Origin of the sequence: Paenibacillus cellulosilyticus (assembly GCF_003182255.1) — a bacterium.
Lineage (GTDB): Bacteria > Bacillota > Bacilli > Paenibacillales > Paenibacillaceae > Paenibacillus_T > Paenibacillus_T cellulosilyticus.
On the sequence record NZ_QGTQ01000008.1, the window covers coordinates 99,310 to 112,517 of the forward strand.

Annotated in this window: 9 protein-coding genes; 2 read left to right on the forward strand and 7 right to left on the reverse strand. The window is 49.8% G+C overall.

Going from position 1 to position 13,208, the window contains the following annotated elements; all coding sequences use genetic code 11:
* Positions 1-15: 15 nt before the first annotated feature.
* Both DFQ01_RS12890 and DFQ01_RS12895 read left to right on the forward strand, forming a co-directional pair.
* Positions 16-1,188 carry a trans-sulfuration enzyme family protein gene (locus tag DFQ01_RS12890; RefSeq protein WP_110044303.1) on the forward strand — a complete coding sequence of 391 codons (1,173 nt, stop codon included), beginning with the start codon at positions 16-18 and terminating at the stop codon, positions 1,186-1,188.
* A 194-nt stretch (positions 1,189-1,382) separates the two neighbouring features.
* Positions 1,383-4,220: a X2-like carbohydrate binding domain-containing protein gene (locus DFQ01_RS12895; RefSeq protein WP_110044304.1), complete on the forward strand. Its 2,838-nt coding sequence runs from the start codon at positions 1,383-1,385 to the stop codon at positions 4,218-4,220.
* Positions 4,221-4,324: 104 nt separating this feature from the next.
* On the opposite strand, the gene DFQ01_RS12900 is transcribed toward DFQ01_RS12895, so the two are convergent.
* The 7 genes from DFQ01_RS12900 to DFQ01_RS12930 form a co-directional block, all read right to left on the reverse strand.
* On the reverse strand, positions 4,325-5,320 hold the full coding sequence (locus DFQ01_RS12900; protein ID WP_245946656.1) for a DUF3231 family protein: 996 nt from the start codon (positions 5,318-5,320) through the stop codon (positions 4,325-4,327).
* A 337-nt stretch (positions 5,321-5,657) separates the two neighbouring features.
* Positions 5,658-6,485: an SDR family oxidoreductase gene (locus tag DFQ01_RS12905; RefSeq protein ID WP_110044306.1), complete on the reverse strand. Its 828-nt coding sequence runs from the start codon at positions 6,483-6,485 to the stop codon at positions 5,658-5,660.
* Between the two features lie 134 nt (positions 6,486-6,619).
* Entirely contained in the window at positions 6,620-7,060 is a 441-nt protein-coding gene (locus DFQ01_RS12910; RefSeq protein ID WP_174812675.1) for a VOC family protein, read from the reverse strand.
* A 28-nt stretch (positions 7,061-7,088) separates the two neighbouring features.
* On the reverse strand, positions 7,089-8,099 hold the full coding sequence (locus tag DFQ01_RS12915; RefSeq protein ID WP_245946657.1) for a hypothetical protein: 1,011 nt from the start codon (positions 8,097-8,099) through the stop codon (positions 7,089-7,091).
* Between the two features lie 15 nt (positions 8,100-8,114).
* Positions 8,115-8,846, reverse strand: a complete 732-nt coding sequence (locus DFQ01_RS12920; protein WP_245946666.1) for an RNA polymerase sigma factor — start codon at positions 8,844-8,846, stop codon at positions 8,115-8,117.
* A 159-nt stretch (positions 8,847-9,005) separates the two neighbouring features.
* Complete coding sequence (gene ppsA / locus DFQ01_RS12925; protein ID WP_110044309.1) at positions 9,006-11,636, reverse strand: phosphoenolpyruvate synthase; 2,631 nt, start codon at positions 11,634-11,636, stop codon at positions 9,006-9,008.
* A gap of 262 nt (positions 11,637-11,898) precedes the next feature.
* A complete protein-coding gene (locus DFQ01_RS12930) occupies positions 11,899-13,173 on the reverse strand; it encodes an FAD-binding protein (protein WP_110044310.1) in 1,275 nt (424 codons plus the stop codon).
* Between the last annotated feature and the right edge of the window lie 35 nt (positions 13,174-13,208).

Consider the following 13,208-nt stretch of genomic DNA (forward strand, 5'->3'; position numbering starts at 1 on the left):
TAAAGGGTGATCAGATTGAGCAAAATATATCAAGGTATAAATTCAAGGCTGATCCATACCGGAGAACAACCAGACCCTGCTACTGGAGCGGTAGTTCCACCTATTTATCAAACAACTACGTTTGCATTTCCGTCAAATGAGAGCATGCTTGATCTAATGGAGGGTAGATCAAGCGGTCATATCTATACCCGGTTTAGTAATCCCAATTTTGGAATAGCAGAATCCAAAATCTCGCAAATAGAAGGCTCTGAAGCCGCGCTACTGCTTGCCTCTGGGATGGCAGCAACCTCTACTTCGATATTGACGCTTGCGCGGGCTGGCGATCATATGATTAGCCATGCAGATATTTATGGTGGCAGCTTTGGCCTCCTGCATTCGTTATTCCCTAACTTCGGCATAGAAACGAGCTTTATCGATGCTACCAACATCGAAGTGATTAAAGAAGCTATCCGTCCGAATACCAAGATCATTTTGTTAGAATCACCGAGTAACCCAACGCTGCGTATCCATGATATTCGTCAAGTGGCGAATCTGGCTCACGAACATAATATTCAACTGATAGTAGATAATACGTTCTCGGTTTTGAATCAGAAGCCGTTGGAACTCGGAGCTGATATTGTTGTTCACAGCTGTACCAAATATATGAATGGTCATAGTGATGTCATGGCTGGCGCCATTGTGGGCACACAAGCATTCATTAAGGAGTGCTCAGAGGTTTACCGTAAGTTAGGCGGCAACCTCAATGGTTTCGATGCGTGGCTGCTTATTCGGGGAATGAAAACATTAGGTTTACGTATGCAGCGTCATAACGAGAACGCACAACAAGTCGCGGAGTACTTGCAGCAGCATCCAAGCATAGAGACGGTGCATTACCCGGGATTGCCAAGTCATCCTCAACATAAGCTGGCAGTTGATCAAATGACGGGCTTTGGTGGGGTTCTAAGTGTGGAGCTGAAAGGTGGACAGCTGGAGGTTAATCGTTTTCTCAATCGCGTCGCGTTGTTTACTCGCGCAGTTAGCTTAGGGTCAGTAGAATCTTTGATTACTCAACCTGTTGCAGCCGTGCACTACAGCGTTCCAGAACCCTATCGAACAATTGGCGGGATCAAGCCGAATTTGATCCGTCTATCGATCGGAATCGAAGATATCGTGGACATTATTGCAGATCTTGAACAAGCTTTAAGCTAGTTGTGCAACAACCGTCCGAGGAGCTCTGTTCTCATAAGAGCTCCTTTTTCGTATGCAATAATCCCAATTCACCATTAAAACTAGTGCCGAAATTACCAATATAAAGTCATTAAAATGCATATCTCCGTAACGAGATTCACGATATGTTCATCTAGTAAGCGATTACATATTCCAAATGGAAAGGAATTGTGGTAATGAAAAACTGGTTCAAAAAAGCAAGCTCGATGCTTCTAACGCTTTCGCTGCTGATTGGCTTGATAACCGTGCCCGCACATGCGGCCACCACTCCTCTATTCACGATTGAAGCCGAGAACGCTACACTCACCTCCGATCTTCAAGTAGCGACTTCGATTTACGGGACGGCTAAGCCTGGCTACACAGGAACTGGATTCGTCTGGATGCAAAGCTCCGGTACCATCTCCTTCACAGTGACGGTGCCGACAACCGGCTTGTACTCGATCACGACTCGTTATATGCAGGAGTTGAGCACGGACGGCAGATTGCAGTACTTGACGATTAATGGCGTTAGCAAGGGTTCGTTCATGCTGCCTTACACCACGACATGGTCCAATTTCGATTTCGGCTATCAGAAGCTGACTGCAGGAACCAACACGATTCAACTCCAGGCGGGTTGGGGATTTGCGTATTTTGACTCTTTCACGGTTGATTATGCCAATCTTGATCCACTAAACCCACCGGCTACCCTCACCGATTCGCAAGCAACACCGCAAACACAGCTTCTGATGAATTATTTGACAGGCGTGTACGGCGACCATATTGTCTCGGGTCAGCAAGAAATCTACGGCGGTGGCAATAATGGCAATTACGAGCTGGAGTTCGACTGGATCCACAATTTGACGGGCAAATATCCGGCTATTCGCGGCTTTGATTTCATGAACTATAACCCGTTATACGGTTGGGAAGATGGTACGACCAATCGGGTAATCGATTGGGTCAATAACCGTGGCGGTATCGCAACGGCTAGCTGGCACATCAATGTACCGAAGAATTTCACGTCCTACACGCTTGGACAAGCTGTGGATTGGAAAGACGCAACCTACAAGCCAACGGAAACCGATTTTAATACAGCTAACGCTGTAGTCCCTGGTACGAAAGAATATCAATACCTGCAGCTGGCGATTCAGGATTTGGCGGAACAGCTGCAGATTCTGCAAAATAACGACGTACCAATCATGCTCCGTCCTTTCCATGAGGCTGAGGGTAATGGAGGAGCGAATGGCGAAGGCGCATGGTTCTGGTGGGCAAAAGCAGGCGCAGTTGTGTACAAGCAGATGTGGAATATGCTCTACACCGAGCTGACGCAAACTTACGGCTTGCACAACATTATCTGGATCTACAACAGCTACACCTATAGCACTTCTCCTCAATGGTACCCTGGCGACGATAAGGTAGATATTGTCGGCTACGACAAATACAATACGGTCTATAACCGTACTGACGGCTTGTCCGGTGTACCGAATGAGGATGCGATAAGCTCGATTTTCTATCAGCTGGTTAATTTGACTAGCGGCAAGAAAATGGTTGCCATGACGGAGAACGATACGATCCCAAGCCTACAGAATTTGACTGAGGAGAAAGCAGGATGGCTCTACTTCTGCCCTTGGTATGGCGAATTTATTACGAGTTCCGCCAACAATAATCCAACGACTCTGACAACGCTGTATCAAAGTGATTATGTCATTACGTTGGATGAATTGCCTAATTTAAAGGTTAGCGTCCCAAGCTCGTCCATTACACCTACGAGCGCTTCGTTCGACAAGAAAACGGCAAACCAAGCGGATATCACAGTTACGATGACGCTGAATGGCAACACGCTTAGCGGCATCAAGAACGGCTCTACCTCCCTCGTATCCGGTACGGACTACACGGTAACGGGCACGACGGTTACGATTAAGAAAAGCTATCTTGCGGCACAAGCGGTTGGCACGACGAACTTAACGTTCGACTTCAACGCCGGTACGGATCCGGTGCTCGCAGTATCGGTTGTTGATACGACGCCAAGCTCGACGATCACGCCGACAAGTGCTTCGTTCGACAAGAATACAGCCAACCAAGCGGATATCGCGGTTACACTGACATTGAACGGCAACACACTCAGCGGCATTAAGAACGGCTCTACCTCCCTCGTATCCGGTACGGACTACACGGTATCGGGCACAGCGGTCACGATTAAGAAAAGCTATCTTGCGGCACAGGCTGTTGGCACGACGAACTTGACGTTCGACTTCAGTGCTGGCACCGATCCGGTGCTCGCGGTATCGGTAGTTGACACGACCGTCGCGTTACCGGGTGCGCTTACGTTATCAGGTACGGCTGGCAACGCGCAAGCAGCGCTGACGTGGACGGCTTCCTCAGGCGCAACGTCTTATAAAGTTGAGCGCGCAACGGGAAGCGGCACATACGCAGCAATCGCTTCAGGCTTGACTGCATTGACCTATACGGATTCGACAGCTGTTAACGGTACGTTGTACAACTACCGTGTCGTTGCTTCTAACTCAGGAGGATCGACGACCTCCAATGTGATCTCGCTGACACCAGCAAGCACGACGTCCACAGGCAGCTTGAAAATCCAAATGTACAGCGGCAATACGACCGATTCCAGCAATACGATTGCTCCGAGAATTAAACTCGTTAATACGGGTACGACCGCGTTGGATCTTACGACAGTCAAGCTGCGTTACTACTATACGGTCGACGCAACGAACAAAACACAAGCGTTCTGGTGCGACTGGGCGGGTATCGGCAGCTCGAACGTAACAGGCACGTTCGTGACGATGGCTTCAGCGAAGACAGGCGCTGATACGTATTTTGAGATTGGTTTCACGAGCGGTGCGGGCTCGCTTGCAGCAGGTGCGTCGACCGAGATCCAGATCCGCATTGCCCGTACGGACTGGACGAACTACACGCAATCGAACGACTATTCGTTCAGCTCAACGGGCTCCAGCTATGTAGATTGGACGAAAATGACCGGTTACGTGAACGGCTCCCTTCAATGGGGTATTGAGCCGTAAGGATAGTCGATAAGGAACGGTCCAATCAGTCGCCATCCGTATGAGAAAAGGGTTGGAGCGGGGGTACCCCCGCTCCAACCCTTTTCATTCCAGATCATTTTGACTTAGCGAATGGATGCTAATGCCTCTCGATCGGCAGCCTGCGGGATTTGTTCCAGCCAACCGTTGTCGATCAAAATATTAGCGCCATCTTCAACGTAATTTCCGACTTCCAGCATAAACTTTCCGTATTTCGCTGCAATATCATGCCGACTAGCGAAAGCTAACGCATTGCCATACGTTCTTAATCGCATGATGAACATGTCTACCTTATGAAACATCATCAATTTGTCCGAGAAAGGAGCCGTCGTCGACGTTGTCACCAGAGGATCTAGAAGTGGAACGGATGATAAATTTTCATCCTCCAGCATTTTGGTGCATATATCCAAATGTTTGTCGGCGAGAGCGATTCCTCTGGCAAAATAAGCTTTGGTTTGTTCGGATTGAGACGTCTGATGGAAACCGATAAGAACGACTTTACTTGTTGCATTATTTAAGGCGTTATCATGCAGATGCGCAATTTCCAAAGCATTGAGCGGTCTTACATCCCCGAAGAAACCAGTCAAATATTTTTGTTTCTTGACGAAATCCACCTGCTCCGGGTAGGGAATAATCGGCGCCTCAAGAATCAGCCCTTTGGCGATTAACGTCTCATTCACCTGATTCAACAATTTCGTAGTCAAATCGACGCATTGCGTGATCAGATTCCGTGTGTCCGCTCTTACCATATAGGGGATCGCAATGCCATAAAGGTTAATGCCTGCTTTACCCGTGTATTTCAAGTAATGGAGATAGAAGTCGTCGTTAAACAGCCTTGGCGCTTGAAGATTCACATCGTCTTCGGAAAAGCCGGTCGGAATCGGATAGCCTTCTTGATTGAAGATATCGGTTATCGTTTGAACGAATTGTTTTGACATGCCCAATGCGTATTCAATGATTTTCTTGATATCTTGATCCTCGACATGATGGAGAAAGTAGTTCAACACGCATATGGACATCGTATTCCCCATATAGGTTGCCCAGAGCTTCCCTTGCTCAGCCGCATTTAATTGCTTGTCCATCCGAATACGCATCTCCTTTTAGTAGTGTCTTTGCGTTTCATGATTCGCTTTTCGACGGCGCGCTAATACAGACAATTAATGTAAATTATAGCGAATAGCCGTTGCATCGGAAGGGAACGATCTTGATATACGTATGGGGTAACGAATACCGCACACCGAAACTTGCATATCGCGTGATCAAAGGCATATACACCAGCAATAATGACCCTTATATTTGGAGGGCTACATTGGAATAATGCTTTGTCAGCGTGAGAAATGGTTGATCATGGAATGGTTCATTTGGAAAAATTAAAAAGGAGCTTTGCGCATCTAAGCGCAAGCTCCTATCTATTCCGGTTTACAAGAGCGTCTCGGCTCCGTCAATGTAAACCTCCGTGCCGGTAATGTGGTTGGACCGGTCGGAAGCGAGGAACAGCACCAGATCGGCCACCTGCTCCGGCTTCCCCGGACCGTGCTCAAGCGGTTGCGAACCTTCCGGGTACTTGACCGGAATGCGAATTTTGTCCAATTCTTTCGTGCTCTTGGTACTGTCTCCGATATTCGTCTCGATTCCGCCCGGGCAGATGGCATTGACGCGAATGCGGTAACGGGCCAGCTCCAATGCGGCCATCTTGGTAAAAGCAACTTGAGCGGCCTTAGAGGAGCTGTATGCGGCCATGCCGAAACCTGAGAATTTCCGGTTGCCGTTGATCGAGCTCGTCACGACGATGCTGCCGCCCTTCCCTTTCATATGAGGTACGGCGTATTTGACGGTTAGGAACGTTCCCCTCAGGTTGATACCAAGCGTTTCGTCCCATGACTCCGGCGTCAAGTCTTCGATCGGGGCGAGCGTGCCGTTGATTCCCGCGTTGGCGAATACGACATCAAGGCGGCCGAAACGCTCTGCCGCGGCGCGGATGGCGCGTTCCATTCGGACAGGATCGGACACGTTAACGTCATAGAACTCGGCTTCCCTGCCCATGCCGCGAATCTCCTTCTCGACGTCCTCCGTCCGCTCGTCGATCAAGTCGAGCAGGCATACATTCGCCCCGGCGCGTGCAAGCTTCAGAGCGGAAGCTCTGCCGATGCCCGAGCCGGCCCCCGTTACCAGCGCCGTTTTACCGGCTAATAGATGATCTTCTGAATGCGCATCTCTTCGCGCTTCGTCATCCAATCGTTGGTTCATCGCGAAAGTCCCCTTTCCATCAGCTGGAAATATTTAACCGAACATCTATTGTATCCCCGTCTTTGACCGGGAAAATGCAAGACGTTTGACGATTTTCCGAGAGGATGGAAATCAGAAGCTTCCGCTGATCCAAACTAGCTTTCTTGCACCGCCCTCATTTCGACAGCTCGAAAATAGTGCCCGTCAGGATCGTAGAAGGTGAAATAACCAAAATCATTCATAAATTCAGGTTCTTTATCCACTTGGGCTCCAGCTTGTTGAAGCCGTTCACGCAATGCAAGTAAATCATTCGTTAATAGCTCGATCACCGTTACTTGTCCTGTACGACTTGTAATAAAAAATGATCGGGGGAATGTAAATTTCATTGGCGTGACATCTTCCGGTTTGGTTTCCATCAAGAAAATTCCCGGGCCGTTTCCATTCTTCAATCCAACATGCGCCTCTCCGAATGAATAGTCAGCCGAAATCAGTTCATAGCCCAGTGCATGGCAATAAAATTCAACCGATATTCTCAAATTTGAGACTGGAAGTCTCAAGCTGCAGTAACCGATCACGTCTGCACCCTGGTTCAACATCTTGTACCTTCTCCCCATTCTAACGCGATTAATTAATCCAAGTTTCGGACCAATAGCCCTTCATGAAATCCAACAGCTGTTCCAATACTTGTACACCGTGAACCTCGGCTTCCTTGGCTGCCTGCAGAAGTGCTATCGTCCGGTCTGCAACCGCGGGCTCCTCAGGATGTCCGCCATTTGGAAAAGGGAACAACTCACGCATTTCAACCCATGCGGCCGCCGTCTTGGCGTAATGCGCCGCTGCCTCTGCAGCCAATCTGCGCACGGTGCGCTCGACGACATTCTCGCCGTTCCAACGAACGACCAATTCACGAAGAAACTGTGCCGCAAACTCGCGGGCATCGCTAATAACCGCGGTATTGTACGCATTGCCGAAGGGGTCAGCCTTTCTGAGCTGCATACAGTTGATCCAGGCATCATAGCCAGCGAGACCAATCACATATTTCCCTTCGAATACGTGCTGCCATTCTCTTCCTCGCGCATGCTCGACGATCATATCAAGCGCCATTCGAAGCGTTTCATATTTGGAATGCGGAAGACTTTCACTGATGGTTGTAACCCAGAGCATATCTCGTTTCTCTACGAAATCGGAATACGATAGGGTCCCCTCTTTGGATACGTCCTTGGCATGGAACAGATGCTGTTCGTCGTCGTAACCGTGAATAAGGCCGAATTCCGGAATGAACAGGTCGAAGCAAATGGCAGGCCTTCCTCTGTCAATGGACTGCTGAATCATCGCGAAAACCTTCTCTACCTTATCCGGCGAGTACGGCTTTTCCGTGTCCGAGAGGCTGCTGATAAAGCCTAAATTGCATAGGTTCCGTCTGATCAGAAACCCGCCCGGAAACATCGTGGGACCTGCGACATCGATATGATCAGGATCGATGTTGATCCGGAATGCATGGCCGGTGAACCCCATGACATCCACTAATGAATAATGCTTCTTGTCGGTATAGGCCACTGCGGCATGAATCGCGGCTGCGGCGCTCGTCTTCGTCTTTGTCCAATCTTTCTGCAATAGGCTGCTGATTTCGCTCATTCCAATGCTCCTTTCTTAAATCTGGGGGCTCTGCAAAATATGAACCCGTCTCTGCCCCATCTCAGCGCGCTGCCTAACATATTGCCGGATCGTGACGCGGATTCGCTCCTTTTGCACCTTCGTCCTTGAACGAGAAAGCAGATTATAAACATTGGCCCGTGTGGTATCGAACAGCTGCGCAATCTCTTCCGGAGGGAGTTCGCCAAAGAAATGGGCTTCGAAAATTTGCCGTTCGCGCTTACTGAGGCAATGCAGCAAGGAATGAAGCTGTTCCATTAACTCCTTGCGCAGCATGCCTTTGACAGGGTCATTGCCGTGCTGCGCTTCCTCTGCAGCGGAATGCGACATTCGGAACAGGATCCGGTCGATATTCCCCCAATCCATAGCATCATGATCCCCGTCGTATCCCGCTGTGGAATAGCCACTGTCCGAGTTGATACCGGCAAACGGCAGCTCCTTGGCAAATGGCCCTCCGCGGCGAAGTTTCATATACGCCTGATTGCGGACGATGGTTTGCAGCCACGGGACAAATCGGCTGGCATCCGATAAGGTGCCAAGGTGCAGAAAGGCTCGAATGAACGCATCCTGCACGATATCTTCTGCAAGGAATGCATCGCGAGCGATCGTATTTGCCCAGCCATAGACCTTCGCCCTATGCGTGCGAACCAATTCGCTGAACGCCTCCTCATCGCCGCTCCGAGCGCGTTCTACAAGTTCTCGTTCTATTTCCTGCCGGTCTAGATTCATACTGAGCAATTCCTGACCCTCCTTCCGCACATATTTAGTAGATGCCAATGGGAGCTTCGATCTATCAGATGACGGAGAGTAAATTTTCTAATGTATAATTCGGAAAGATACGATGTAGAAAAAGCTGCCAAACAGGCAGCTCTTCGGTCATGCTCTTGTTCAATTATACGCCTCGACTTTCAAAATTTCGATATAACCTTCTGTTCCGTTCACGCGAATTCGCTGCCCGTCTTGGATCAGCTTGGTCGCATTCTCCACGCCGACGACGGCCGGCAGCCCGTATTCACGCGCGATTACGGCCCCATGGGTCATGAGTCCGCCAACTTCGGTGACCAAGCCTTTGATGGAGACAAACAAGGGTGTCCAGCTCGGATCTGTAAAGACAGTGACTAATATATCGCCTTCTTCCAGATCGGCGTCCTCCATGTGAAGGATGACGCGTGCCCGTCCCTCTATAACGCCAGTCGAAACAGGCAGCCCTGCAATCGCGTCGGCTGGGAGATGGTCTCGTTTGTATTTGCCTGTAATGATTTCGCCATCGGACGTGATTACGCGCGGCGGCGTGAGTTTGTCATATCGTTTATATTCGTCTTTACGTTTAGTGATGATCTGGTAATCCAGTGTCTGCGTATGAACGACTTCGCGAAGTTCTTCAAATGTAAGGTAGTAAATATCTTCTTTCTCTTGAATGACGCCTGCGCGTACGAGTTGTTCGGCCTCTCGCAGCAAAGCCTGCTTGTAGACGAAATACCGGCTGACCATGCCGTATTTGGGATATTCCCGATAACCGATGAAATTCCGGATGAAGTCGATTGCACGCTTCGTTTCCTCGGCTTTATGTTCGCCATCCGGCAATTGTCTCAACCGAGCCAATATCGATTGTTCTTTGTCCCATGCTTCCTGCCGCCCCTGTTCGAATTTACGCCTGCTCTCATGAGGCTTGAAGTTCTTGATATTACTCAGGATCAACGGGACAAGCGTGCTTGGTTTCTCGCTCCAACGCGTTCTTGTCATATCGATTTCGCCGGTACAGCGCATTCCGTACTGGTCCAGATAAGCCTGAATCGCTTCTTGGGCCTCTTGCCCGCCATCGAGCTTCACCAGATCCTCTAAGAAGCGATCCTCTTTCACGCGCTGCAAATAATGAATGACTTCCGGATAAGGTCGGATGACATCCGCAACATCCATGAGTGCCAAGCCCATCTCCGAAGTAATATTGTTTGGCACGGATTGCGATAACGTATCTGCCGCGTTTGTTTCGCCCAGCCATTCCTTCATATTGACGTTGATCCATGTTGAAGCATCCATAGCCGTCCTAATGACGCGCCAGCTTTGCGGGTTGAATAAGATCTGCTTGAACTGCTGCATGTCTTCTACGATAAAATCAAACAAAGCGGGGCCTGACTTCGTCGGGATGACTTGTTTCATCGCTTCGATCGATGACCGATTTTCTTCAATCAAATTAGTAGCGATTGACGGGTCATTCTCGATTTGGGCTTGAAAGTCTGCAGACAGCAGCTCTTCACGACTGCTGACGAGTGCCGGTTTTTGATCAACATCAGGTGACATTGTTATAAAATCTCGCTCTATTATGGTCAAAAGCGCGTCCAGGATGAGCGGATCGGATGGTCCCAGCGTATTGAGCAGCGTATCTCTGCCTGCAGGCGAGGCGAGCATCGGCGTAGCGTCGACGAACAGTCTTCCCCCTGCTCTGCGCATTGGAGCGGGAGTCGTTAGCAGGTAGAAAGACAATCCCAGCGGTTTCATGGGATCGGTCATCATTTGTTGATGGCCGACAGATAGATACACGCGATTCGCTTGGTCATTCGCTTCGGGAATCGGGAATAACGTCGTGATCGGCCGACTCTGGACGATATGGATGGTCTCATCAGCCAAGCACCATTCGATATCCTGAGGGCTGCCGTAATGAGCTTCGATCCGCCGGCCGATGTGTGCTAATTCCAAGATTTGTTCATCCGTAAGGGTTTGAGCCTGCTGCTCGTCCGAATCGATCTGGCGAGTTTCGGTTCCGCCTTCTGTTCGTCCGTGAATAGCCAATTGTTTGACCGCAATCCGCTTGTTGACGATTTGTCCATCTCGCACTTGATAATTGTCGGCAGATACTAAGCCGGAGACCAGCGCTTCGCCAAGTCCATAACTGGCATCGATGGACAGCAGCTTGCGGTTCATCGTAATGGGATCGGCGGTGAACATAATTCCCGATGCTTGCGGAAATACCATCCTTTGGACGATCACGGCTAGATGGACTTGACGGTGATCGAATCCATTTTGCATCCGATAGATGACTGCACGATCTGTGTACAAGGACGCCCAGCACTTGCTGATATGCTGCAGAATGGCTTCTGTTCCGATGATATTCAGATAACTGTCCTGTTGACCGGCGAATGATGCATGCGGCAGATCTTCGGCAGTCGCGCTGGAACGCACGGCATAAGCATGCTCCTCCCCAAGCCTGGCGATGCCACGAACAACCGCTTTCACTACATCGGACGGGATTTCGGATTCTATAATGAGCTGTCGAATCTGTTTGCTGACTTCTCCAATTTGATCTCGATCTTCTGCGCTTAGCGTGGTTAATCGGTCCAATAGAACGTGATACGATGTGTTGTGTCCAATGATTTGTCGATAGGCTTCGGTAGTGACACAAAATCCCTTAGGTACGTGAATGCCTTGAATCCGGGATAGATCCCCAAGATTGAAGCCTTTGCCGCCAACGAGCGACAGCTGCGTGCGGTCGATTTGCTGAAAATCGAGAACCAAGCTACTCATTCTACCTCGCTCCTAACCATTTAAAATGCATTTGACACGATTTCAACTGCATGGTACAATTAAATTATAATATCGCCTAACTATGATTAATTTTAACTCGCGAGTCGCAAATTGATTGTATCATTGCGTCTTCTTATATGCAATTCCGAAGAATCTGGCCGACCTGCTAGGTTCTTTTTTGATTTTCTAATAAGAGTATAGAAAAAGACAGTCAACACGGACTGTGTCGACTGCCTCGATATTTTTGCAACGTTGCTTCTCGTTATTCGAAAATATAAGTATCTAAGAATGCATTTCGGAACTTCCCTGTCGGATCGTACTGAAGCAGCAAATGACGGAAATCAGATAACCGCTGTCCATACAGCGACTGTACCTTGTCCGGTTCCATTGTGAACAGCTTCGCCCAATGCGGGCGTGCTTCGAATGGTGCAAGCGCCTGTTCGATAAGCGGCAGTAGCTGACGGACGGACTCCCATTCCGGTTTCCATGTAAAATGCAGCCCTACGCTGTCCTGTCGGTAGCAAGGGCTCATCCAGAACCTGTCTGCCGCAATCGTGCGAACCTCGGAAACATAGAGCAGCGGCGCAATTTGCTCACGCAGCCCTTCAATGGAGCGCAGCGCCTCGAACGCATGCTTTCTCGGAACAAAATATTCGCTCTGCAGCTCGTTACCCGCACTCGGCGTAAAATCCATGCGGAAATGAGGAAGCCGCTCGTGCCATGGCCCCGGAACGCCTAACTGTTCGCTGCAGTTCACTTCGGATTGTCCCGGTACGGGATGCCGTTTAGCCGGCGCCGACGCAGCCCCGAAGAAATTGGAATCAGCTTGCGCGGAAGCAGTCTCGTCTTCGCCTGTCCACTTCCGCTTCACCCACACTTGATTGAACGCAGGTCCTTCCCAATTCGTGAACAGACTGACGCTGTACGCTGCAGACATAATCTCGTTAAAGCCGCCTTCTGCCAATGCCGTTAAGGGAAGCTGGTCATATATCGTCTGACTCACCTGAAACGCAGGTACCACGTCCAGTTGAAGTTTCGTGACGACGCCTAGCCCGCCGAGGCCAACGACCGCTCCTTCAAATTCGGCATCCTTCCCCCGTCTGAGCACCGAAACTTCTCCATCCGCTTTCACCAGCTCGATGGAGCGAACAGCAGATGCCAAACCTTCGTTCCTGTCGCCCGAGCCATGGGTAGCTGTCGATACGGCACCGGCCACGCTGATATGCGGCAGTGAAGCCAGATTGTGCAGCGCAAAGCCTTCCGTATTCAGATAGTGACCCAGTTCGCCGTACCGGATGCCGCCTTCAACGGTTACTGTTCCCTGCTCCCTGTCGAGCTCGATTACCCGATCCAGCTTTCGAAGCGAGAGTTGGCTGCCTTGCGTGTCGGCAATGCCATTAAAAGAATGGCGCGAACCAAGAACGCGAATGCGTTGGCTGCTAACGACCATGTCTCTGACCTCTTCCATGCTTGCAGGCTCCAGCAGCTCCGACGAACCGTAGCGGTAGTTGCCAGCCCAGTTAAGTCTTTGTTCCATATGAACTGCCCCTTCGATTCTATTAGATTCCGTAT